This is a genomic window from Amycolatopsis sulphurea (assembly GCF_002564045.1).
Classification (GTDB): domain Bacteria; phylum Actinomycetota; class Actinomycetes; order Mycobacteriales; family Pseudonocardiaceae; genus Amycolatopsis; species Amycolatopsis sulphurea.
Window position 1 is genome coordinate 1,315,343 of the sequence record NZ_PDJK01000002.1, and the last position, 23,182, is coordinate 1,338,524.

General features: G+C 70.2%; 23 protein-coding genes. 15 read left to right on the forward strand and 8 right to left on the reverse strand.

What is annotated here, in order from left to right; all coding sequences use genetic code 11:
- Position 1 precedes the first annotated feature (1 nt).
- From ATK36_RS12050 to ATK36_RS12075, 6 genes are all read left to right on the forward strand, one after another.
- The gene (locus ATK36_RS12050) at positions 2-373 is read left to right on the forward strand and encodes an ArsR/SmtB family transcription factor (protein WP_098511343.1); all 372 of its coding nucleotides are present in this window, start codon (positions 2-4) and stop codon (positions 371-373) included.
- A complete protein-coding gene (locus ATK36_RS12055; RefSeq protein WP_098511344.1) occupies positions 370-792 on the forward strand; it encodes a YkvA family protein in 423 nt (140 codons plus the stop codon). Before ATK36_RS12050 ends, ATK36_RS12055 begins: the two co-directional genes overlap by 4 nt.
- A 114-nt stretch (positions 793-906) precedes the next feature.
- Positions 907-1,530 (forward strand): PadR family transcriptional regulator, encoded by a 624-nt coding sequence (locus ATK36_RS12060; RefSeq protein WP_098511345.1) that lies wholly within the window; start codon positions 907-909, stop codon positions 1,528-1,530.
- Positions 1,511-3,133, forward strand: a complete 1,623-nt coding sequence (locus ATK36_RS12065) for a DHA2 family efflux MFS transporter permease subunit (RefSeq protein WP_098511346.1) — start codon at positions 1,511-1,513, stop codon at positions 3,131-3,133. Before ATK36_RS12060 ends, ATK36_RS12065 begins: the two co-directional genes overlap by 20 nt.
- A gap of 400 nt (positions 3,134-3,533) precedes the next feature.
- A complete protein-coding gene (locus ATK36_RS12070) occupies positions 3,534-4,163 on the forward strand; it encodes a Maf family protein (RefSeq protein WP_098511347.1) in 630 nt (209 codons plus the stop codon).
- Between the two features lie 88 nt (positions 4,164-4,251).
- On the forward strand, positions 4,252-5,598 hold the full coding sequence (locus tag ATK36_RS12075; protein ID WP_170069705.1) for a dicarboxylate/amino acid:cation symporter: 1,347 nt from the start codon (positions 4,252-4,254) through the stop codon (positions 5,596-5,598).
- 19 nt (positions 5,599-5,617) lie between these two features.
- Here ATK36_RS12075 and ATK36_RS12080 read toward each other — a convergent pair whose 3' ends face one another.
- Positions 5,618-6,340 carry a hypothetical protein gene (locus ATK36_RS12080; RefSeq protein ID WP_098511349.1) on the reverse strand — a complete coding sequence of 241 codons (723 nt, stop codon included), beginning with the start codon at positions 6,338-6,340 and terminating at the stop codon, positions 5,618-5,620.
- Positions 6,341-6,389: 49 nt separating this feature from the next.
- Between ATK36_RS12080 and ATK36_RS12085 the strand changes: the two genes are divergently transcribed.
- From ATK36_RS12085 to ATK36_RS12110, 6 genes are all read left to right on the forward strand, one after another.
- Positions 6,390-6,680: an SAV_915 family protein gene (locus ATK36_RS12085; protein ID WP_170069706.1), complete on the forward strand. Its 291-nt coding sequence runs from the start codon at positions 6,390-6,392 to the stop codon at positions 6,678-6,680.
- A 102-nt stretch (positions 6,681-6,782) separates the two neighbouring features.
- Entirely contained in the window at positions 6,783-8,573 is a 1,791-nt protein-coding gene (locus ATK36_RS12090) for an acetyl/propionyl/methylcrotonyl-CoA carboxylase subunit alpha (protein ID WP_098511352.1), read from the forward strand.
- 54 nt (positions 8,574-8,627) lie between these two features.
- A complete protein-coding gene (locus tag ATK36_RS12095; protein WP_098511353.1) occupies positions 8,628-9,170 on the forward strand; it encodes a DUF1707 SHOCT-like domain-containing protein in 543 nt (180 codons plus the stop codon).
- An 8-nt stretch (positions 9,171-9,178) separates the two neighbouring features.
- A complete protein-coding gene (locus tag ATK36_RS12100) occupies positions 9,179-9,562 on the forward strand; it encodes a DUF1707 SHOCT-like domain-containing protein (RefSeq protein WP_098511355.1) in 384 nt (127 codons plus the stop codon).
- A gap of 7 nt (positions 9,563-9,569) precedes the next feature.
- On the forward strand, positions 9,570-10,763 hold the full coding sequence (locus ATK36_RS12105; protein ID WP_098511356.1) for a sensor histidine kinase: 1,194 nt from the start codon (positions 9,570-9,572) through the stop codon (positions 10,761-10,763).
- A 63-nt stretch (positions 10,764-10,826) separates the two neighbouring features.
- The gene (locus tag ATK36_RS12110) at positions 10,827-11,363 is read left to right on the forward strand and encodes a GNAT family N-acetyltransferase (protein WP_098511358.1); all 537 of its coding nucleotides are present in this window, start codon (positions 10,827-10,829) and stop codon (positions 11,361-11,363) included.
- On the opposite strand, the gene ATK36_RS12115 is transcribed toward ATK36_RS12110, so the two are convergent.
- Positions 11,356-13,113 (reverse strand): glycerol-3-phosphate dehydrogenase/oxidase, encoded by a 1,758-nt coding sequence (locus ATK36_RS12115; protein ID WP_098514823.1) that lies wholly within the window; start codon positions 13,111-13,113, stop codon positions 11,356-11,358. The two genes, ATK36_RS12110 and ATK36_RS12115, sit on opposite strands and share 8 nt — an antisense overlap.
- Before the next feature lie 235 nt (positions 13,114-13,348).
- Here ATK36_RS12115 and ATK36_RS12120 point away from each other — a divergent pair, with 235 nt between their 5' ends.
- Both ATK36_RS12120 and glpK read left to right on the forward strand, forming a co-directional pair.
- Entirely contained in the window at positions 13,349-14,095 is a 747-nt protein-coding gene (locus ATK36_RS12120) for an MIP/aquaporin family protein (RefSeq protein WP_098511359.1), read from the forward strand.
- Between the two features lie 31 nt (positions 14,096-14,126).
- Complete coding sequence (glpK, locus tag ATK36_RS12125; protein WP_098511361.1) at positions 14,127-15,635, forward strand: glycerol kinase GlpK; 1,509 nt, start codon at positions 14,127-14,129, stop codon at positions 15,633-15,635.
- A gap of 166 nt (positions 15,636-15,801) precedes the next feature.
- Here glpK and ATK36_RS12130 read toward each other — a convergent pair whose 3' ends face one another.
- The 5 genes from ATK36_RS12130 to ATK36_RS12150 all read right to left on the reverse strand — a co-directional run bounded on the left by ATK36_RS12130 (position 15,802) and on the right by ATK36_RS12150 (position 20,456).
- Positions 15,802-16,599, reverse strand: coding sequence for a VOC family protein (locus ATK36_RS12130; protein WP_098511362.1), 798 nt, complete (start codon positions 16,597-16,599; stop codon positions 15,802-15,804).
- 85 nt (positions 16,600-16,684) lie between these two features.
- On the reverse strand, positions 16,685-17,272 hold the full coding sequence (locus ATK36_RS12135) for a class F sortase (RefSeq protein ID WP_098511364.1): 588 nt from the start codon (positions 17,270-17,272) through the stop codon (positions 16,685-16,687).
- Between the two features lie 66 nt (positions 17,273-17,338).
- Positions 17,339-17,983 (reverse strand): hypothetical protein, encoded by a 645-nt coding sequence (locus tag ATK36_RS12140; RefSeq protein ID WP_098511365.1) that lies wholly within the window; start codon positions 17,981-17,983, stop codon positions 17,339-17,341.
- Positions 17,984-18,486: 503 nt separating this feature from the next.
- Complete coding sequence (locus ATK36_RS12145) at positions 18,487-18,963, reverse strand: hypothetical protein (RefSeq protein ID WP_342752004.1); 477 nt, start codon at positions 18,961-18,963, stop codon at positions 18,487-18,489.
- 86 nt (positions 18,964-19,049) lie between these two features.
- A complete protein-coding gene (locus tag ATK36_RS12150) occupies positions 19,050-20,456 on the reverse strand; it encodes an NAD(P)H-quinone dehydrogenase (RefSeq protein ID WP_098511367.1) in 1,407 nt (468 codons plus the stop codon).
- Positions 20,457-20,587: 131 nt separating this feature from the next.
- Between ATK36_RS12150 and ATK36_RS12155 the strand changes: the two genes are divergently transcribed.
- On the forward strand, positions 20,588-21,040 hold the full coding sequence (locus tag ATK36_RS12155; protein ID WP_211291864.1) for a gamma-glutamylcyclotransferase family protein: 453 nt from the start codon (positions 20,588-20,590) through the stop codon (positions 21,038-21,040).
- 831 nt (positions 21,041-21,871) lie between these two features.
- Here the strand turns inward: ATK36_RS12155 and ATK36_RS12160 are convergent.
- Entirely contained in the window at positions 21,872-23,173 is a 1,302-nt protein-coding gene (locus ATK36_RS12160) for an amidohydrolase (protein ID WP_098511370.1), read from the reverse strand.
- Positions 23,174-23,182: the final 9 nt, after the last annotated feature.

Sequence of the window (23,182 nt, forward strand, 5' to 3'; positions counted from 1 at the left end):
CATGCACTCCGCACTGCCCGAGTTCGACATGCCCAACGAGGAGCAGGTGCACCTGGCCGCCGAGTCGTTCCGTCTGCTCGCCGATCCGACCAGGATCAAGGTGCTGTGGGCGCTGCTGCAGGGCGAATCGTCGGTCGCCTGCCTCGCCGAACTCGCCGGCGCGGCACCCACCGCGGTGTCGCAGCATCTGGCCAAGCTGCGGCTCGCCGGGCTCGTGAAGGGCCGCCGTGAAGGCACATTCGTCTTCTACTCCGCGGCAGACGACCACGTCCGCCGGTTGCTCGCCCAGGCACTGCACCACGCCGACCACGTCGACCGGGACCTCCCTGAAGGGCCGGGCGGACATCCCGAGCCGCACCGCCCGCGAGCGTGACCGGCTCGTTCTGGTGGGACCTGCTGATGAGCGTCGGCGCGGCCCTCGTCGCAGCCTGGCTCGCGCTCATCGTGGTGCTGATCGTGGTGCGGCCACGAAAAGGGCTGCTACGTGAGGCCATACGCCTGCTGCCGGACCTGCTGCGCCTGATCCGCCGCCTGGCCGCCGACAAGAGCCTCCCACGCGGAGTCCGCATCCGGCTGGGGCTGCTGCTGATCTACCTGGCCTCGCCGATCGATCTCATCCCCGACTTCATTCCCATACTCGGCTACGCCGACGACGCCATCGTCGTCACCGCCGTGCTCCGCAGCGTCGTCCGCCGCTCCGGGCTCGCTGCGGTCCGCGCCCACTGGCCGGGCACCGACAGCGGATTCACCGCGCTAACGCGGTTGACCGGCTTGAACTCCGACCGTACGTAATCTCTCCGACACTCCTAGTAATCGACCGTCCGCCCGCGCGAATAGTCCTGGCCAGAGCAATACCCCGGGCCGTATAGTCCGTATGGAATAAACGACCTGGAGGATCTGCCGGCCATGGTTTCGCCCAAGCTGACCCCGCTCGGGGTCGCCGTGCTCGAACTGCTGCACGAGCGGCCGATGCACCCCTATGAGATGGCGCAGCTGATGCGGGAGCGGTACGCGGGCAATCGTGTGAAGCTCAAGGCCGGCTCGCTCTACCACACCGTGGATCGGTTGCTGCGCAACGACTATCTCGAAATCATCGAGACCCAGCGGGACGGCAGGCGGCCGGAGCGCACGGTCTACGCGATGACCGAGGCCGGCCGGGACGCGTTCGTCCAGCGGGCCCGCCAGATGGTCGGTGACATCGCGGAGGAATACCCCGAGATCCTCAGTGGGCTCGCCGTGCTCGACGAGCTGGGGCGGGAGACCGCGCTGCTCGAACTGGAGCACCGGAGCACCAAGCTGCGCGCGGCCATCGCGGCCGACCAGGTGATCCTCGAACGGGTCCGCCGGGACGGCACCCCGGAGATCTACTGGCTCGACGTCCGGTATGCGGCCGCGCACCGGGAGTTCGAACTGACCTGGGTCGAGCAGCTCTACGCCGATCTGTCCGAAGGCCGCATCCCGTTGCGCGGCCACGCCGCCGATCCGAAACTCGAGCTCGTCAAGGAAAGCCATGACCGCAAGACCGGTTAACCCATGGGCCGCGCTCGGCGCGCTGTGCCTCGGTTTCTTCATGATCCTGCTCGACACCACCATCGTGTCGATCGCGATCCCCGCCATGCTGCGCGATCTGCACGCCGAGCTGAACGCGGTGGTCTGGGTGACCAGCGTCTACCTGCTCACCTACGCGGTACCGATGCTGTTCACCAGCAGGCTCGGCGACCGCTTCGGACCGAAGCGGGTGTTCCTCGCCGGGCTCGTCGTGTTCACCGCCTCCTCGCTGTGGTGCGCCCTGTCGGGCAACGTCGAAATGCTGATCACCGCCCGTGGCGTGCAGGGCCTCGGCGCCGCGTTGCTCACGCCGCAGACGCTCACGTTCATCACGCACCTGTTCCCGCCGGCCAAGCGCGGCACGGCCATGGGCGCCTGGGGCGGGGTCGCCGCGCTCGCCACGATCACCGGCCCGCTGCTCGGCGGCGTGCTGGTGCAGCACTTCGGCTGGGAGTGGATTTTCTACGTCAACGTGCCGATCGGCGTGATCGCGATCGGGCTGAGCCTCGCGCTGGTGCCGGACCTGCAGCCGAAGCACTCGCGCTCGTTCGACGTGCCCGGCATTCTGCTGTCCGGGGCCGGGCTGTTCTGCGTCGTGTACGGCGTGCAGAACGGCCAGCAATACGACTGGGGCACGGTCTTCGGCGGGATCACCGTATTCGAGATCATCGCCGCCGGAGTGCTGCTGCTGGTCGGTTTCGTGGTGTGGCAGCACTTCAACCGGCGCGAACCGCTGCTGCCGCTCGCGGTGTTCGGCAACCGCAACTTCTCCGCGGGCACCGCCACCGCGATCACCGTCGGCTTCACCCTGACCGGGATGTTCCTGCCGGTGGTCATCTACCTGCAGACGGTGCTCGGGCTCAGCCCCACCGCGGCCGGGCTGCTCACCGCGCCGATGTCGTTGATGTCCGGGGTGGTCGCGCCGTTCGTCGGCCGCGCGTCGGACCGGATCAACGGCAAGTATCTGGTGATGGGCGGGCTCTTCGTGCTCGCGCTCGGACTCGGGCTGATCTCCTGGCAGGCCCGCGCGGACACCTCGCCGGCCACGCTGATCCCGGCGCTGGTGGTGTGCGGCTTCGGCATCGGCTGCATCTTCTCGCCGATGAGCAACCTCACCATGGCCTCGGTCCCGCGTGAGCTGACCGGTACCGCGTCCGGCATCTTCAACACCGCCCGCCAGATCGGCGGGGTGCTCGGCAGCGCCGCGGTCGGGGTACTGCTGCAGGCCCGGATCAGCACCTCGATCGCCACCGAGGCGACCACCGCGGCAGCGCAGCTGCCCGAGCCGTACCGGGCACCGTTCGCCGAGGGCATCGCGCGCGCCGCGGCCGCCAGCGGGGAATTCGGTGGCTCCGGCGGCCCGGGGCCGATTCCCGGGCTGCCCGCCGATCTCGCCGCACAGGCGGGCAGGCTGGCCGAGACCGCGGTCCACAATGGACTCACCGACGCCGCGCGGGTGACCTTGCTGCTGCCCATCGCGGTGCTGGTGCTCGGCGTGTGCTCGGCCGCGCTGCTACGGCGGATCACGCCCCTCGCGGAGCGGCCGAGCGCCACGAACCGGCCGGAATCCGCGTCGGCGACCTGACCGCAGCGTGCCGGTTTCCCCGGCCCGGTGCGGGAACCGGATCGGGGAAAACCGGCACGTCCTACCGCGGGAGCAGGTCAGTCGCGGACGGACGGAGCGGTCTCCGCACCGCCGGCCGGGGCCGGCGGTGCGGCCGTACGGTCCTTGCGTACCCGGGATTTCGCCCACCACGGCACCCGGGATCGGAACACCGGGGTCGACTCCGTCACTCGCACCGTCATCGGTTCCCTCGCACGGCCATCCGGCACCAGTCCCCTCCCGGCGCCGGTACGGACACCGTCACGGCCGGGACCACCGACCCCGGCAGAGCCATATGTTGTGGGCTACAACAAAGTTACCCTGCCCCCTTTCACAGTGGGTCACGATTCGGCAACGAGCACGTCAGCGGTACCTTTCCGCCGTGCGCCTCGTTCTCGCCTCCCAGTCCCCCGCCCGTTTGGCACTGCTGCGCAGCGCCGGCCTGGACCCGCTCGTGGTCGTCTCCGGCGTCGACGAAGACGCGGTCGCCGCCACGCTCCCCGACCCGTCGCCGGACGAACTGGTCACCGCGCTCGCCACCGCCAAAGGGCACGCCGTGCTGGACCAGGTCGCCGCGGCGCATCCGGACGCGGTCGTCGTCGCCTGCGATTCGATGCTCTCGATCCACGGGGAGATGGCCGGCAAACCGGCCACCCCGGAGATCGCCCGGGCACGCTGGGCCAAGATGGCCGGGAGTTCCGGCGAGCTGCTCACCGGGCACGCGGTGGTCCGCCTCGACGGCGGGCAGCGCACCGCCCAGGTCGCGGGTACCCGCCGCACCACCGTCCACTTCGGACAGCCCAGCGAAGCCGAGATCGACGCCTACGTGGCCACCGGCGAACCCCTGCAGGTCGCCGGTGCGTTCACCCTGGACGCACTCGGCGGCTGGTTCATCGAAGGCGTGGAAGGCGATCCGTCCAGCGTGATCGGGCTCAGCCTGCCCCTGGTCCGGCAGCTGCTGGCGGAGGTCGGCGTCAGTGTCGTGGATCTCTGGCGACCGTCCACATCCTGAGAGCGGTTCCACTCAGACGGGTGATGAATGAGAGTTCTGTCCGACCCATATCGGGCCGGACGGAAACTTTCAACCCAGGGGTGGCCACGTGTCCTTCTTCTCGACCTACGCCAGACCAAAAGTGTTCGCGGCTTCGGTCCTCGGTTCACTGGTGGTGGGCGCCGGTTTCGGCATCCTCGCCCGCACCACCGGGTCGAGTGGGCTGACCGACGTGCTCGACCGGATCGGCACGATCTTCACCACGCTGCTGCAGATCGCGGTGATCCCGCTCGTCTTCACCGCGATCGTGGTCGGCATCACCAGCCTGCACCGGCTCGGCGGCGGACGGAAAGCGGCCCGGCTGGGCGGGAAGACCGTGCTGTGGTTCGCCATCACCTCGTTCGTCGCGTCGCTGATCGGCATCGCCGTCGGCACGCTGTTCAACCCCGGCTCGGGCGGGCTCGGCGAGGGTGTGGCGGCGACCGCGAAGAACGCGGACAAGGCCGCGCAGAGCGTGAGCAAGTGGGGTTCCTGGGATTCCTTCATCAAGGGCCTGCTGCCGGAGAACTTCTTCTCCGCCTTCGCCGAAGGCAGCACCTTGCAGGTGCTGTTCCTCGCCGTGGTGATCGGCGCCGCGGCGTACAGCCTCGGTGACAAGGCGAAGCCGTTCGTCGACTTCACCACGAGCCTGTTCGAGATCATCCAACGTTACCTCGGCTGGATCGTGCGGCTCGCGCCGATCGGCATCATCGGCCTGATCGGTGCCGCCGTGTCGAACTACGGCGACGCGCTGTTCCGCCCGCTGCTGTCCACCACTCTCGCGGTGTACGCCGCCTCCCTGCTGGTGCTGTTCGTGGTGTACCCGATCCTGCTGCAGTTCGTGGCCAAGGTGAACCCGCTGGACTTCTTCGCCAAGGCGGGCACCGCGATCCAGTTTGCATTCGCCTCGCAGTCGAGCTCCGCGACGCTGCCACTGACCCGGCAGTCCGCGGTCAACCTCGGCGTCGACCCGGGATACGCCGCCTTCGCCACTCCGCTCGCCAGTGCGACCAAAATGGACGGTTGCGCCGCAGTGTTCCCGGCGATCGGCGCCATCTTCATCGCCAATCTGTCCGGTACGCCGCTGAACTTCGGCCAGTACGCGGGCATCGTGCTGGTCGCCGTGCTCGGCGCGCTGGCCACCGCGGGCACCACCGGCTGGCTGACCGCGCTGACGCTGACCACCGCGTTCATCGGGCTGGACGCCAAGCAGGTGGCGCTGGGCATCGCGCTGATCTACTCGGTGAACCCGATCATGGACATGATCCGCACGGCGACGAACGTCGCGGGCCAGATCGCGGTGCCCGTCGTCGTAGCCCGCAGCGAAGGCCTGCTCGACGAAGAAGTACTGCACGCCAGCACGGCACGCCCGAAGCACGGCGACGACGGCTCGGCAGCACAGCCGGCCCCGGCCTGAGCAGTGTCCCTGCCCGGACTCAGGAACCGTCCGGGCAGGGATGCAACTGCGTACGGCTGACCTCCACCTCCGGCCAGCCGCGCAGGTTGGACGGAGACGTCACGGTCGCAGTGCAGCCCAACTGGACGCCATTCAGCTCGTACACCTCGGCCAGTACCGGCGACTCCTTGCACTTGGGCGTACCGGGCGTCTCGTCCGGACATTCGTGCCGGACCAGGATCACGTCCGGGCTGCCGTCTCCGGTCACGTCGTTCAGCGAGAGCGTGCCTGCGTCGGCGAAGTACGGCTTCCCGTAGTGGCCCCACGAACCGCCCTCGGCGATGAGCAGCTCCCCGTACGCGCCGCCGCTCGTGTTCCCCCGGACCAGACAGGCCGCAGGGGACCCGTCGACGCACCGCAGGGAATGGTCAGTCAGCTTCGCGCCCATCCCGGTGATCGCCAGCTCGAAGTCGAGTACCGGCTGACCGCCCACCTTGACCCGGCCGCTACCCCCGGAGGCGTCCGCCAGCAGCTTCACGGGCAGCCCGCCCACGCTGACCGCGGCCAGCTGACGGCACGGGTCGGGCCCGCACTTTTCGCCGTTCTGGGCAGGCGCCGCGGCCGGGGCACCGGACGACGCCGGCGTGATCTCCCTGCTCTGGCGCAACACCACGATCACGACGAGCGCGGCGACCGCCACCGCGGCGGCAACGGCCGCAGTGACCACTGTGGCCCGGGGCGCACGCTTCGGCGAAGTCGGCATATCGAGACTGTAAGCGACCTCGCACAGCGTGTCCGTCTATGTTGTCCGGGTGACGAATCCGAACCTGCCTCCGGCTCTGTACCTGCCCACCGGCCCGAACGGTCCGACCACCGACGGCGGCACCGGTGCCTCGATCGAGCTGCGCCACACCCCGGACGGGCGGATCGCGCTCGTCGCGTTCACCGCGCTGGACCGGCTCGTGGACTGCTGCGGCGAACACCAGCCGTGGATCCTGGTCAACACCGCGCATCTGCCGAAGATCCACCAGGTCAACCCCTATGACGTGATCGTGCTCGACACCGAACTCCCGGTCGAATTGCGCCGCGGCGCGCGGGTATGACGAACCCGCCTGGTGGTGGTCCAGCTCTCAACCGGGGGTCCGTACTGATCCGTAGACTCCCGAATGACCAGCAGTGCCGCTGAAGAATGCGGGAGGTACGGGGTGAGCGAGCAGGACATCGCGAACGCGGGCGGTCCGGTGACGAAGGTCCTGGTCGCCAATCGGGGCGAAATCGCGGTGCGGGTGATCAGAGCGGCCAAGGACGCCGGACTCGCCAGTGTGGCGGTCTACGCCGATCCCGATCGCGACGCACCGCACGTGCGGCTGGCCGGCGAGGCGTTCGCGCTCGGCGGCACCACCGCCGCGGAAAGCTACCTCGCCATCGACAAGATCCTGGACGCGGCCAAGCGTTCCGGCGCCGATTCGGTGCACCCGGGATACGGCTTCCTGTCCGAGAACGCCGAATTCGCGCAAGCGGTCCTCGACGCCGGGCTCACCTGGATCGGGCCGAGCCCGCAGGCGATCCGCGACCTCGGGGACAAGGTCACCGCGCGGCACATCGCGACGCGCGCCGGTGCGCCGCTGGTGCCCGGGACCCAGGAACCGGTCAAGGACGCCGAGGAAATCCTCGCCTTCGCCGACGAGCACGGCCTGCCGGTGGCCATCAAGGCGGCGTTCGGCGGCGGTGGCCGCGGGCTGAAGGTCGCGCGTACCCGCGAAGAGATCCCGGAACTGTTCGAGTCCGCCACCCGCGAGGCCGTCGCCGCCTTCGGCCGTGGCGAGTGCTTTGTGGAGCGTTATCTGGACAAGCCGCGGCACGTCGAGGCGCAGGTGCTGGCCGACCAGCACGGCAACGCGATCGTGGTCGGCACGCGCGACTGTTCTCTGCAGCGCCGGCACCAGAAGCTGGTCGAGGAGGCGCCCGCGCCGTACCTGTCCGACGAGCAGCGCGCGCGGATCCACGAGTCGGCCAAGGCGATCTGCAAGGAAGCCGGCTACTACGGCGCGGGCACGGTCGAGTACCTGGTGGCCACGGACGGCACCATCTCCTTCCTCGAAGTGAACACGCGGCTGCAGGTGGAACACCCGGTATCGGAGGAGACCACCGGGATCGACCTCGTGCGCGAGATGTTCCGCATCGCCCGCGGGGAAAAGCTGCGCATTCTCGAAGACCCGGAGCCGCGCGGGCACTCCATCGAATTCCGGATCAACGGCGAGGACCCCGGCCGTGGCTTCCTGCCCGCGCCCGGCACGGTCACCCGGTTCGCCGCGCCGAGCGGCCCCGGTGTGCGGGTGGACTCCGGCGTGGAGTCCGGCAGCGTGATCGGCGGCCAGTTCGACTCGATGCTCGCCAAGCTCATCGTCACCGGCTCGGACCGGGCCAACGCGCTCGAACGCAGCCGTCGCGCGCTGGCCGAGTTCGAGGTCGAGGGCATGGCCACCGTGCTGCCGTTCGACCGGGTGATCGTCGACGACCCGGCGTTCGTCGGCGACGAGCACGGGTTCGCCGTGCACACCCGCTGGATCGAGACCGAGTTCGACAACCGGATCGAGCCGTTCACCGCGCCGGACACCGAGGCCGAGGAGCCGCAGCCGCGGCAGAACGTGGTCGTCGAGGTCGGCGGACGGCGGCTGGAGGTGTCGCTGCCCGGTGATTTCGCGCCGGTGGGCGGCCCGGCGGCCGCGGCGAAGGCGAAGCCGCGCAAGCGGGCCGGTGGCGCGAAGGCCGCGGTGAGCGGCGACGCGGTCACCGCGCCGATGCAGGGCACCATCGTGAAGATCGGCGTCGAGGAGGGCCAGCACGTCGAGGCGGGCGAGCTGATCCTGGTGCTGGAGGCGATGAAGATGGAGAACCCGGTCACCGCACACAAAGCGGGCACCGTGACCGGCCTTTCCGTCGCCGTCGGCGCCACGGTGAGCCAGGGCAGCCCGCTGCTGGAGCTCAAGGACTGAAGTCCCGGCGGATCTCACGGGCTTGCGGGCACCGGAGCGCATACCATCGATGGTGTGACCGAAGTTCCGTCTCCGCAGCTGCGGATCAGCGATCAGGAACGTGAGTCCGCGCTGACCGCGCTCGGTGAGCACATGAGCGCCGGGCGGATCGACATCGAGGAATACGGCGAGCGATCCGCCCGGATCACCGCGGCCAGGACCCGTGGTGAACTGGCCGAGATGTTCGCCGATCTGCCCGCGCCCCATCCGGCCTACGGCGGGGTTCCGGCGGCAGTTGCCGCACCGGCGGCCGTTCCGGAGGCCGCCGCGTCCCCGTCCGGAGAGGTGGCCGCGGCGCGGCCGGGCTGGTCCGCCGCCCAGCGGCTCGCAGCCGGGTTGCTGCCGCTGTTCTGGATCGCCGCGATCGCGCTCACCGCCACCCACGGCTTGTGGATCCTGCTCGCGGCGCCGATCGTCCTCACGATCATCGGGCGGTCCCTGTGGGGCGACCACTTCGACAACCGCAACCACCGCGACCGGCATCGGGAGCACCGGCTCGACCACCGTGACCGCCGCCGTGAGATGCGCGACGACTACCGTCGCCGCCGGCTCGACTGAGCCCCGCCATGTCCGACATGCGGCTGAGCGACGAGGAGCGCCAGGACGCGCTCGACGTCCTCACCGAACACGTGCGCACCGGGCGGCTGGACATCGACGAGTACGGCGTCCGCTCGGCGAAGGTCACCGAGGCGAAGCTGGTGAGCGAGCTGATCCCGCTGTTCGAGGATCTGCCCTCGCCCCGGCCCAGCGTTCTGCTGGCCGCGCCCCGCGCCGCCGCGGAACCCGAGCGGGTGCGGGAGAGCGTGCTAGCCGGCTTCGCGATGCGTTACGCGCTACCGATTTCCATCGCGGTGAGCATTGCCGTGCTGGTGCTGTCCCGTGGCAGGCTGTTCATCGTCTTCGCACTCCCGGTCGCGGCCCTGCTGCTGACCGGGTGGCGACGCCGCTGAGGACCCGATGATCGGATTACGACCGGGGTTCGTCGATCCGCGCGCCGAGCGGCGGGCGGGTCCGGCAGTCGCCGTCATCTCGATCACCGCGCTGGTGGTGTGCACGGTCATCACGAGCATGACAGAGCACGGCAGCCCCGCACAGTGGCGCGGCACCCTGGTTCTCGCCGCGGGGACGGCGTTGTGGCTGCTGCTCCTGATCCCACTCGTCCCACGGCGCACGCGGAATCCGTTATGCACCATCGGTTTCTTCGCAGGGCTGCTGGCCGCGTCGACGTTCCTGGCGGCGCGGGTGGAGGTCTTCAGCGCATTCGGCTCCGTCGGTTACCCGATCGCGTTCGTCCTCTTCACCGCGCGGTGGAGTATTTTCGCGGCCGCCGCCACGGCGCTGGTTCCGTTGCTGGCGAAGGGTTTCTGGCAGACCGATACCGCACCGTGGGTGACTGTCGTGTCCGTGGTGGGGCCGATCCTGTACGCCGCGTGGTTCGTCGGCGCGGAAAGCGAGCAACGCCGCCGCACCAATCAGCAGTTGACCACGGCGCTGGCGGAGAACGCCGCACTGCAGGAGAAACTCCTTGTCCAGGCCCGGGAATCCGGCGTCCGCGACGAGCGCCAGCGGATGGCCAGGGAAATCCACGACACCGTGGCACAGGGTCTCACCGGGATCGTCACCCAGCTACGCGCCGCCGGCCAGGCACAGTCCGAAAAGGACCGGCAGCGGCACCTCGGACAGGTACACGCATTGGCGAAGGACAGCCTCGCCGAGGCCCGCCGCGCGGTGCAGGCGCTCCGCCCGGAGCCGCTGGCCGACGCGCGCCTGCCGGAGGCCCTCGCCGAGCTGGCCCGCCGGACGGCCGAGCGGACCGGCGCCGACGTGACGGCCCGCGCCGAAGGCACGCCGCGCCCGCTGCCGGCCGAGCAAGAGGCAACGCTGTACCGGATCACGCAGGAAGCCCTGGCCAACGCGGAAAAGCACGCCGCGGCCGGCCGGATCGTGATCACCCTGACCTACACCGAAACCCTGACCCTGCTGGACATCCGCGACGACGGACGGGGCTTCACCGCCGGGGACCGCGGCGCGGGGACCGGCTTCGGCCTCGAAGCGATGCAGCAGCGGGTCCACCAGGTGGCGGGCACCCTCACGGTCGAATCGGCCCCCGGCGAGGGCACCGCGGTCCACGTGGAACTGCCCGTCCGCTGACGTTCACCCAGGCTGCCTGCCCGGCAGGCGCCGGCCGACCCCGAACCTGGTTACGCTCGTGCCGTGGAACCCGTGGAGATCAACGCAGGCGAGTACTACCTGCGTCAGCTGCGCGCGGACCGGCTCCTCGACGACCGGCCCCAGCTGATGGAGGCGTTCGCGGACACGGAACACCGCCGGTACGTGCGGAACTACCGGCTGGGGACGCTCGATGAGGCCACCGAGTACGTCACCCTGCGAGCGGCGCAATGGGCGTGCGACGAGCGCTGTTCCTGGGCGGTCGCCGAACCTGCCACCGGGCGGCTGCTCGGCGAGGTCGGGCTGCGCGACCTCGACTTCACCTTCGGCAGCGCCGAGGCCTCGGTCTGGACGCACCCCGCGGCGCGCGGCAACGGGGTCGCCGTCACCGCGCTGTCCGCGGCCCTGCGGTTCGGCTTCGGCGGGCTCGGGCTGAGCGAGATCGTCTACCGGCACCGGGAGAGCAACGCCGCCTCCGCGATCGTCGCGCGGCGATGCGGGTTCACCCGGCTCGACGAGGCCGACACCTCGCAGGCCGGGCAGCCGCTCGTGCGCTGGATCCGTACGCGCCCGCTCAGCTGACCGGTTCGATAAGCCCCGCGCGAGCCTCCGGAGCCGCCGCTCGCAGCGCGTCCGCGGACTCGTCGGTGGTCTGCGACTGCGATTCGCGCTCGGCCTGCACCCGAGCCTGGTAGACGGCCACCTCGCGCGCCACGGTCTCCGCGGACCAGCCGAGCACCTCGCCCACGAGCTGCGCCACCTGCTCCGCGCAGTCCACCCCGCGGTGCGCGTACTCGATGGAGATCCGGGTCCGGCGGGCGAGCACGTCCTCCAGATGCAGCGCACCCTCGTGGCTGGCCGCGTACACGACCTCCACGCCGAGGTAGTCCGGCGCCGATTCGATCGGCTTGAGCAGCTCGGGCCTGCCGTCGGCGAGCGCCAGCACCTCGTGCACCAGCGAGCCGTAACGGTCGAGCAGGTGCCGGACGCGGTAGGGGTGCAGCCCGTGCTGGGCGGCCAGGTGATCGGCCTGGTTGACCAGCGCGTGGTAACCGTCCGCGCCGAGCAGCGGCACCTTGTCCGTGATGGACGACGGCGGGCGGCCGGGCAGGTCGACCACGGCCGCGTCCACCGCGTCGGCGGCCATCACCCGGTACGTCGTGTACTTCCCGCCTGCGATGGCGACCAGACCGGGGGCGACCCGGGCGACGGCGTGCTCCCGCGAGAGCTTCGACGTCTCTTCGCTCTCCCCGGCCAGCAGCGGCCTCAGGCCCGCGTACACGCCTTCGATGTCGTCGTGCGTGAGCGGGGTGGCGAGCACCGTGTTGACGTGTTCGAGGAGGTAATCGATGTCGTGCTTGGTGGCTGCCGGGTGCGCGAGGTCGAGGTTCCAGTCGGTGTCCGTGGTGCCTACGATCCAGTGGTTGCGCCACGGGATCACGAACAGCACCGACTTCTCCGTACGCAGGATCATCCCGGTCTCGGAGACGATCCGGTCCCGCGGCACCACGATGTGCACGCCCTTGCTGGCGCGTACCCGGAACCGGCCGCGGCCGCCGGACAGGCGCTGCAGCTCGTCGGTCCACACACCCGTGCAGTTGATCACCGCGCCGGCGTGGATCTCGGTCTCCCGGCCGTCCTCGACGTCGCGTACGCGGACCCCGGAGATCCGATCCGCCTCGCGGAGGAACCCGACGACCTGGGTGGACGTACGCACCACAGCGCCATAGTGCGCAGCCGTGCGGGCCACGGTCATGGTGTGCCGGGCGTCGTCGGATTGCGCGTCGTAGTAACGGATACCGCCGATCAGCGCAGACCGCTTGAGCGCGGGCACCATCCGCAGCGCACCGGCCCGGGTGAGGTGCTTCTGGCCGGGCACCGAACGCGCGCCGCCCATCGTGTCGTACATCAGCAGCCCGGCCGCGGTGTACGGGCGCTCCCAGACGCGGTGCGTCAGCGGGTACAGGAAACTCACCGGCTTCACCAGGTGCGGCGCGATCGTCGTGAGCATCAGCTCACGCTCGTGCAGCGCCTCCCGCACCAGCCCGAACTCCAGCTGCTCCAGATAGCGCAGCCCACCGTGGAAAAGCTTGCTGGACCGGCTGGATGTGCCCGAGGCCAGATCGCGCGCCTCGACCAGCGCGACCCGCAGGCCGCGCGTAGCCGCGTCCAGCGCGGTACCCGCGCCGACCACCCCGCCGCCGATCACCACGAGGTCGTAGGTCTGCTCGCCGAACCGGCGCCACGATTCCTCGCGGCCGGCCGGGCCCAGCCGGGCCGGATTCCGGCCCTGGCCCCGGTCGCGGGCGGCACCGTGCTGAGAACTCGTCACCACTGGCTCCTCCTCGTACTCGCCGCCTCCAGCATCGCACGGCCCGGTGATCACCCGCTCACCCCGAGGTGACACGTGTGGCGTAACCCGCGGCGGCCGTGATGACATTGCGGCAAGCGGCATCTGGAACGATTTCCTACGCACCGGTAACGTGCCGCGAACCGGGTCGGCGACGTGGCCGTGACACCGCAGGCGCCCGACCCCCGCGCCAACTGTCCAGTGTGGAGGTAGAGCGGTGAGTGCCGGAGCGATCATCATCTGGGAGCTGCTGGGAACCGCAGTCCTGATTCTGCTGGGTAACGGGGTCGTGGCCAACCACGTACTCCGCAAGAACAACGGGCACAACGCGGGCACGTTGTTCATCACGTTCGGCTGGGCGTTCGGCGTGTTCGCCGGGGCCAGCCTCGCCGCCCCGACCGGGGCGCATCTCAACCCCGCGGTCACCCTCGGGCTGGCCATCTCGGGCAAGACCCACTGGCCGGACGTACCGTTCTACCTGATCGGCGAGTTCGCCGGCGCGATCCTCGGCGCGGTGCTCTGCTGGGCGGCCTACAAACTGCAGTTCGACGACCATCCCGAACCGGCCGAGACGCTGGGCATCTTCTCCACCGTCCCGCAGATCCGGCACAAGGCGTGGAACCTGGTCACCGAGATCATCGGCACCTTCGTGCTGGTCGGCTGGGTGCTGCTGAGCCCGGTCTACGCGAGCCAGGACGGCGTGCCGACCTTCGGCAACGCCGCGCTGGGCTATGCCGGGGTGTCGTTCATCGTGCTGGTGGTCGGGATTTCGCTGGGCGGGCCGACCGGCTACGCCATCAACCCGGCCCGTGACCTCGGCCCGCGCATCGCCTACGCGTTCCTGCTGCCGATCAAGGGCAAGCGCGACCCGGACTGGAACTACTCGTGGGTGCCGGTCGTCGGCCCGCTCATCGGCGGGGCGATCGCCGCGCTGCTCTACCTCGCCGTGCACAACCTGACCTGACGACGCCCGCCGATCTTTCTGGAGGTATCCGATGACCAGCTACGTTGCCGCGATCGACCAGGGCACCACCTCGACCCGCTGCATGATCTTCGACCACTCCGGCCGCGCGGTCGCGGTCGACCAGCGTGAGCACAAGCAGATTTTCCCGCAGGCCGGCTGGGTCGAGCACGACGCGGAGGAGATCTGGGAGAACACCCGGGCGGTCGCCGCGGGGGCACTGGCCAAGGCCGATCTGCAGGCCTCGGAGGTGGTCGCGGTCGGGATCACCAACCAGCGGGAAACCACCCTGGTGTGGGACCGCCACACCGGTCGGCCGGTGTATCACGCGATCGTCTGGCAGGACACCCGGACGGACAAGATCGTCACCGAACTGGGTGCCCTCGGTGGCGGACAGGAGCGGTACCGCGCGAAGACCGGCCTCCCGCTGGCGACGTATTTCTCCGGCCCGAAGGTGAAGTGGATCCTGGACAACGTCGACGGCGTGCGGGCCAGGGCCGAGGCGGGTGAGCTGCTGTTCGGCAACATGGACACCTGGGTGCTGTGGAACATGACCGGCGGGGTCAACGGCGGGGTGCACGTCACCGATCCGACGAACGCCTCCCGCACGCTGCTGATGGATCTGGACACCCTGCAGTGGGACGCGGAAATCGCCGCCGAGATGGGCATTCCGCTGTCCATGCTGCCGGAGATCCGGTCGTCCTCGGAGGAGTACGGCAAGGTGCGCGAGCGCGGGGCGCTGGCCGGCGTGCCGATCGCGGGCATCCTCGGCGATCAGCAGGCGGCCACCTTCGGCCAGGCGTGCCTGTCCCCCGGCGAAGCGAAGAACACTTACGGCACCGGCAACTTCGTGCTGCTCAACACCGGCACCGAGAAGGTGATGTCGGAGAACGGCCTGCTCACCACGGTCTGTTACAAGATCGGCTCGAACGACACGGTGTACGCACTGGAGGGTTCGATCGCGGTCACCGGTTCGCTGGTGCAGTGGCTGCGCGACAACCTGGGCATGATCGGCACAGCGGCGGAGATCGAGGAGTACGCCCGCACGGTCGAGGACAACGGCGGCGCATACTTCGTCCCGGCGTTCTCCGGCCTGTTCGCCCCGTACTGGCGCTCGGACGCGCGCGGCGCGATCGTCGGCCTGACCCGCTTCGTGAACAAGGGCCACCTGTCACGCGCGGTCCTGGAGGCGACCGCGTTCCAGTCCCGCGAGGTGATCGACGCGATGAACGCCGACTCCGGCGTCCCGCTCAAGTCCCTGAAGGTGGACGGCGGCATGGTGGTGAACGAGCTGCTGATGCAGTTCCAGGCGGACATCCTCGGGGTACCGGTGATCCGCCCGGTGGTCAACGAGACGACCGCGCTCGGCGCCGCCTACGCCGCCGGGCTGGCGGTGGGCTTCTGGTCCTCGGAGGAGGACATCCGCACGAACTGGGCCAAGGACAAGCAGTGGGACCCGGCCATGGCGGAATCCCGCCGCGAACGGGAGTACCGCAACTGGAAGAAGGCGGTGACCAAGACCTTCGACTGGGTGGAGGGCTGAGGTGCCGCGGCTACGCCGCCCTGGCTGCGTCGGTGAAGGGACCCTTCACGGACGCCGAGGCTGTGAAGGGTCCCTTCACAGCCTCCCGGATCAGGGCGGGTAGCCCGGGAGCTTGACGAGAGCGGCCTGCGGAACCCCCGCGTGACCACGGGGGTTCCGCGTGGACTCAGGCACCCCAGCCTTCCTGCGTGCCGGACTGCTCGTTCGGCGCCATCAGGCTGAAGGAGGCGCCCTGGTTGTCTTTCGCCGCGACCATCCGGCCGAACGGGGTGTCCACCGGCTCGCTGAGCACCGTGCCGCCCAGCTCCGGAATGCGCGCTGCCGCCGCATCGGAGTCCGCGGCCCAGAAGTAGGTGAGCCAGCCGGTTTCGCGGGAGCCGTCCGACGGGGATTTCCCGAGACCGCCGACCGGACGGCCGTCCACCTCCAGCGTCGTGTAGGTGAACCCCTCGCCGGACATGTCCCCGAACGAGTACCCGAAAACGTCGCCGTAGAACTTGTGGGCCGCGGCGTAGTCCTCGACCATGCACTCGTTCCAGGCCACCGCGCCGGGGGCGAGGGTGACCTGGGTGCCGAGGTGCCCGGCCGGCTGCCACAGGCCGAACACCGCACCGGCGGCGTCCCCGGCGATCGCCATCCGGCCCGCGCCCGGCACGTCCATCGGCGGCGCGTGCACCTGCCCGCCCGCGGCGGTCACCGCGCCCGCCGTCGCGTCCACATCGGACACTGCGAGGTAGGTGGTCCATTGCGTGGGCATCTGCTGGTCCGGCGGGATCTCGCCGATCCCGGCCACCGGACGGCCCGCCACCTCCGCCATCCCGTATCCGCCGGTCTCCGGCCCGCTGACGGACACCTGCCAGCCCAGCAAAGCCTCGTAGAACGCGATCGCCCGCGCACGGTCGGGCGCCATGAGATCGACCCAGCACGGCGTGCCCACGGGCCACGGTTCGGTTCTGATGATCATCGCAACCTCCCGGTTTGCTGCCAGTCCGCCTCAGTCTGGCACCCGGGACCGACAACATCGGCCGCCTTTCACCCACCCGATTCGCTCAGTGATCGTCACCGGTCAGTTTCGCGTAGACGATGATGTTGTCCAGATAGCTGTGCGCGGCCCGGTCGAATGCGCCACCACAGGTGATAAGCCGCAATTCGGCGTCCGCGGTGTCGCCGTACACCGCGTCACTCGGGAAGACGTCCTTGGCCACCTGATCGACCTTGGTCACCACGAAATTCGCCGTACGGCCGTCCTGCCGGGCGATCGCCACGGTGTCTCCCGGCCGCATTTCCTTCAGCCGGGAGAAAATCCCCTTCTGCTTGTTCCCGTCCACATGTCCGAGAACCACCGCGGGCCCGATCTCGCCGGGCGTCGGGCCGTACTCGTACCACCCGGCCTGCAGTGGCGTGCTCACCGGCGGCACCTGCACCGTGTGGTCCGGATTCAGCCCGAGCGGCACCAGGCTCGAATGCGCCGCGATCCTCGGCACGTCCAGCGAAACCGGCGTGGACCTGGGCAGTGCGGGCACATCCGGCGCGGCCACGCTCGAGCCCGGCGCGGCGACCGGCGCCGATCCTGATGAACACCCGGCGACCACGACCGCGGCAGCGCAAACCGCCGCAGCCAGCGTTCTCCTCAGCATGTCTCACCCCTTCGGACCAAAACCCGGTACTGGCCGCCCTCGGAGCCAGTACCGGGGCCGGCAGAGTCAGCCGCGCACGCGGCGGCGCGCAGCGACGAGCCCGGTGCCGCCGAGCGCGAGCACGCCCATTGCAGCAGCCGCGATGGGCAGACCCGGCGACGAGTCGTCGACCGGCCCATCGGTACCCCCGGTCTGCGGCGCCCCCATCGGCACCTGCCCCACCTGCTTCTGCCCCGCCTGCTTCGCGGGGAGCACGGTGAACTTCGTGGCGATCGCCGCGCCACCGCATTCGAAGGAGACCTTGTAGGTGCCCGGCTTCACGTTTTCGCGCACGGTGGCACGCCCCTGTGAAACGGGCGCTTTGTCCGGGTCGTTCTGCGAGCCGACCGGGTGCAGCGGGCCGATGTCGAGCGCCGCCGAGGTGAGGTGCGCGATGGACTGCGCCTCGCAGCCGACCCGCACGACCACCTTGTCCCCGGCCCGGCCGGACGAGGGCAGCACCCGCAGATACGCCTTCGGGACGCCGGCGTCGCCTCCGTCGTCGGCGGGCGGCGTCGACGTCGGCTCCGTGGTGGGCGCCGGTCGGGTGGTGGGCGCCGGCGAGCCGGTCGTGCTGCTCGGCGGTGCCGTGGTCTGGTCCGCGGCGAACGCGGGCGCGGCGGTCAGCAGACCGGCCGCGACAACGGCGGAGAACAATGCGATTCGCTTCATGACAGTCCCCTCGAATCCCCAGGAGCCGAATCCCCAGGGGTCCCGGCAAAGTTGGCCGAGGACCCGTGATCAGCAGGGTGCCGTGGCCGCCGCGTCATCATCGGCGGCGCCTGCCGTCGTCGACCACGCCCGGCAGCAGGCGAAGCGGCGGTGTTCGAGACGCGCGATCACCTCGCGCTGTGCGCCGGACCTGTCCCGAAGTCTGTGAAGGGGCCCTTCACGGACCTTCACGGACCTCCGCCGTCTGCGCATGGCCCCTCACACCGACTTTGCCGACACCCTGAGCCGAATCCCCAGGAGCCGAATCCCCAGGAAAATGGATTTCACCTTTCCGCCGGCGGCATTCACCCACCCGGAGCGCAGTTCCCCTGCCATCCGGGTGCTTTCCACCGACTCCCTGAAGACGTCTCGGCACCCGTCCGGGTTGCCGCCGTGGATAACGGTCGCGACACGAAAAAAGCCGCCGGGAACATTCCCGGCGGCTTCCCCGTACTGCCTCGCGGCTATTCGGCGAGGCTGCCGTCGCCCGCTTTCGCCGCACCGTCGGGCACCTGGCCGACCTGCTCGGCGGGCACCGAAAACGTGGTGGTGGAAGACTTTCCGCCGCACGTCACGGTGAGCGGGTACTGCCCGGCAGCGGTACCGGACACCAGGTACGCCTCCGCGCCCATGGTCGCCTTGACGTCGACGAACTGTCCGAAGCTGTAGTCGGAGAACCACAGCACCGGCGAGCTGAACGTCGCCGAGCCCGCCTTCGCACCGGCGCAGTTCGCGAGCGCGACGTTCACGTCGCCGCGCTGGAAGTGCCCGACCTTCCCCTGCGTCGCGGCGGTGTCCTGGTTCAGCTGGACGGTGACCTGATCCGCCTGCGGCGCCCGGTCCGCGACCGGCTCCCCCGCCCCGGCGGTGGCCCCGGCCACCGCCGGCACCGCCACCGCAGCCGCCCCGATCGCCGCCGCCACCACGAAAACCGCCCTCATGCGCACTAACTCGGCCCTTCTCCAGCATCCGCCTTTTCACCCCGCAAGACGCGGGGCCGGGCGCCGGGTTGCGCAGGCGCGGGAAATCAGTCCAGATCGTCGTGGCGCATCAGCTGACGGCCCGCTTCGGTGATCGATCCGGACAGCGACGGGTACACCGAGAACGTGAGCGCCAGATGGTCCACCGTCAGCTGGTTCTGCACCGCGAGGGCGATCGGCAGGATCAGCTCGCTCGCCGTCGGCGCCACGACCACCCCGCCGACCACCACCCCGGTCGCCGGGCGGCAGAACAACTTCACGAACCCACGGCGCAGGCCTTCCATCTTCGCCCGCGCGTTGGTGGCCAGCGGCAGCATGATCGTGCGCGCGGGCACCTCGCCGGAGTCGATAGCCTGCTGGCTGATCCCGACAGTGGCGATTTCCGGGTGGGTGAACACGTTCGCGGCCACGGTCTTGAGCTTGATCGGCGCGACGCCCTCGCCGAGCGCGTGCCACATCGCGATGCGGCCTTGCATGCTCGCCACCGATGCGAGCATCAGCACGCCGGTGCAGTCACCGGCCGCGTAGACGCCCGGCACGCTGGTGCGCGAGACCCGGTCCACCGTGATGAACCCGCCGGGCCCCGGCTCGATCCCGACGCGTTCCAGGCCGATGTCCTTGGTGTTCGGGACGGACCCCACGGTCATCAGCGCGTGGCTGGCCTCGATCACCCGGCCGTCGGCCAGGTGCACCGCGACGCCCTTTTCCGTGCGCTCCACCCGTTCCGCGCGGGCCCGCTTGGCGACGGTGGTGCCGCGCTGCGAGAAGACCTCTTCCAGCACTGCCGCGGCATCCGCGTCCTCGTGCGGCAGCACGCGGTCCCGGCTGGACACCACGGTGACCTTGACGCCCATCTCGGTGTACGCGGAGGCGAACTCGGCGCCGGTGACGCCGGAACCGATGACGGCCAGGTGCTCCGGCAGGTCGGTGAGGTCGTAGAGCTGCCGCCAGTCGAGGATGCGCTCACCGTCCGGCACGGCACCGGGCAGCACGCGCGGGGTCGCGCCGGTGGAGATGAGCACCACGTCCGCGTTCAGTGCTTCGACCGTGCCGTCGGCGGCATGCGTGACGGAAACCTTGTGGGTGGCCAGGCCTGGCTCGTCGTCGCAGAAGCGGGCCTCGCCGTTGATCACGCGCACGCCCTCGCGCTGCACGCGGGCGCGGATGTCCGCCGACTGGGCGAGCGCGAGGCCTTTCACCCGTCCGTGCACTGTGGGCAGATCGACGGCGGTGTCCGCGAGGTCGGTGTTGATGCCCAGCTCGCCGAGGTCGTGCATCTTGGCGAGCGCGCCGGAGGAGGCGATGAACGTCTTCGACGGGACACAGTCGTAGAGGACGCAGGCGCCACCGAGCCCGTCCCGCTCGACGATCGTCACGTCGGCGCCGTGCTGCGCCGCGACCAAAGCGGCTTCGTACCCCGCCGGGCCGCCGCCCATGATCACGATCCTGCTCACCTGAGGTCCTCCTCGATAGCGGTACTGGCGGTGGTGCTCACGGTACGCGGCGAGCACCGCGGACAAGCCAAGTGGCCGGACACGGCATGTGCATCCGCTCGTGCGGCGGACGGGTCGCTAGGCTGTCGCCCGTGCCGTTGTATGCCGCGTACGGATCCAATATGGAGCCCGCCCAGATGCTGGAGCGTGCCCCGCACTCGCCGATGGCGGGCACCGGCTGGCTGGAAGGCTGGCGCCTCACCTTCGGCGGCGAGGACATCGGCTGGGAAGGCGCGCTGGCCACCATCGTCGAAGACCCCTCCTCCCGGGTGTTCGTGGTGCTCTACGACGTGACCTCGCTGGACGAGGAACGCCTCGACCGCTGGGAAGGCGGCGAGCTGGGCATGCACACGAAGATCCGGCTGCGGGTGCAGACGATGGACGGCTCGGTGCTGGCCTGGCTGTACGTCCTGGACGCCTACGAGGGCGGCCTGCCGTCCGCGAGATACCTGGGCGTGCTCGCCGAGGCCGCGGAGACCGCGGGCGCCCCGGTGGATTACGTGGACGATCTGCGGACCCGCCCATGCACCGGGATCACCGGCTGAGCCGAGCCACGCTCCCTGGCCCGGCGCTGCTTTTGCCCCGAGTCCGGGCAAGTCGAGTTCGGGGCAAGTACTGCTTCGGGCTAGCGCTGCGCGGCGGCGAGCTGACGCACGGCACGTCTCTTCCGCAGCCGAATAATTGACCACTGCCGACCCCAGGGTTCCGGCAAAGTTGGTCGGGGACCCGGCAGCGGGCGATGCGGAGGTGTGTGCGACCACCTCGTGGCGTGCGCCGGACCGGTTTCGGGTCCGTGAAGGGGCCCTTCACGGACTCTGAGTCCGTGAAGGGCCCCTTCACAGCCTTCCGCAGCTGCGCAGGGCCCTCCACACCGACTTTGCCGACACCCTGACTGCCGACCCCGCGAAGACCGGCGCACACCCGCGGGGAACGTGCCCGCCGTCGCATGACCGGCCGCTTACCAGCAGGTGAACACCGGCGGATCCGAGTTGTCCCCAGCGCCCGAGAGCCTGTGGATAACTCGTCTCACCAGGCGGAACGACCAGTACGCCCGTACCCCAGGCACCGGCCCGGCGCCGCAGTCCCCGCCGAGGACGCACCCGGCCCGGATCACCGTCGCGCCCGGCCGGGCCGGCACGTCCGCGGACGTGCCGGCGTGAATGACGAAATCCGTTGCCAGAGAACGGGAAACGTCCGAATATTCACCCTGGGGAGCGGACCGGGCGACCACCGGATGCACCCTCGGTGAGCACCCGCCGCCCGACCGGTGGGCCGGCCACAAAACCGGGGGATCCCCCGTCACGGTGAACCCGGACGAGGGGTATCCCTCCCCCACCTGAGTTGTCCACAGCACCCCGCGGGGCTGTGGACAACTGTCACACCAGCGAGGTGAGCGCGGTATGAACCAGAGTGCGCACACCGACCAGCAGGGCACGCTCGTCCAGGACGAACGTCGGGCGGTGGATGTCCGCCTGCGGAGCCGGCGGACCGGACCACACGCCGAGGCGTGCGAAGGCTCCCTGGACGTGTTCGAGGTACCAGCCGAAGTCCTCGCCGCCGGACGACTGCTCCGTGCTGGCCAAGCCCGCTTCGCCGACAGCCGCTTCCACGCCGGCGCGCATCAGCGCGGTCGACTCCGGGTCGGACACCACCGGCGGCACTCCGCGACGGTAGTCGAGGGTGAACCCGGCACCGGTCGGCGCCAGCAGCGATTCGACCAACGACGCGACGAGCGGCTCCAGCGACTTCCACACCTCGTGGTCGGCTGTACGCAGGGTGCCGCGCAACAGGCCGTCCTGCGGGACCGCGTTGGCCGCCTGTCCGGCGTGCACCGCGCCCCACACCAGCACGGTGCCGGAACGCGGGTCGACCCGTCGCGACAGCACCGAAGGCAGCGAAGTGATCACCGTGCCCAGCGCGTACACGAGGTCGGCGGTCAGGTGCGGGCGCGAGGTGTGCCCGCCGGGCGACGTCAGCCTCAGCTCGATCAGGTCCGCGGCGGAGGTCAATGCCCCGACGCGCGTGCCGACCTTGCCCGCTTCCAGGCGCGGGTCACAGTGCAACCCGAAGATCCGTTCGACGTCGTTGAGCGCGCCCGCGGCGACCATGTCCAGCGCGCCGCCGGGCATGACCTCTTCGGCAGGCTGGAAGATCAGCCGTATCCGGCCGGGCAGCTCAGGCGCGCCGGCGAGTGCGCGCGCGGCGCCCAGGAGGATCGCCGTGTGCGCGTCGTGCCCGCACATGTGCGCGACGCCGTCGGTGTCGGAGGCGTAGGGCAGCCCGGTCGCTTCGGTGAGCGGCAGCGCGTCGATGTCCGCGCGCAGTGCCACGCACCGCTCGCCCCGCCCGATGTCGCAGACGACACCAGTGCCACCCGGCAGCACCCACGGCTTCAGCCCGACCGCGCGCAGCAGCGAGACGATGAGCTCGGTCGTCGCGAACTCGTGCCGCGACAGCTCGGGGTGCGCGTGCAGGTGCCGACGCCACGCCACTACGTCGGCCGCGTTGGCGCGCAGCCAATCGTCCAGCCAGAACGGGCCGCGGCCCGCACCGAGGTCTTCCACAGGAGCCATGCTGACCCCGGCATCGGTCAAGAGCGCGCCGGGCGCCTCGATCGGGTCGCCGAGCCCACCGTCGGGGTCACCGGACCTGCCCGGTCGTGAATCCAGCACAGTCACGCCGTGCCT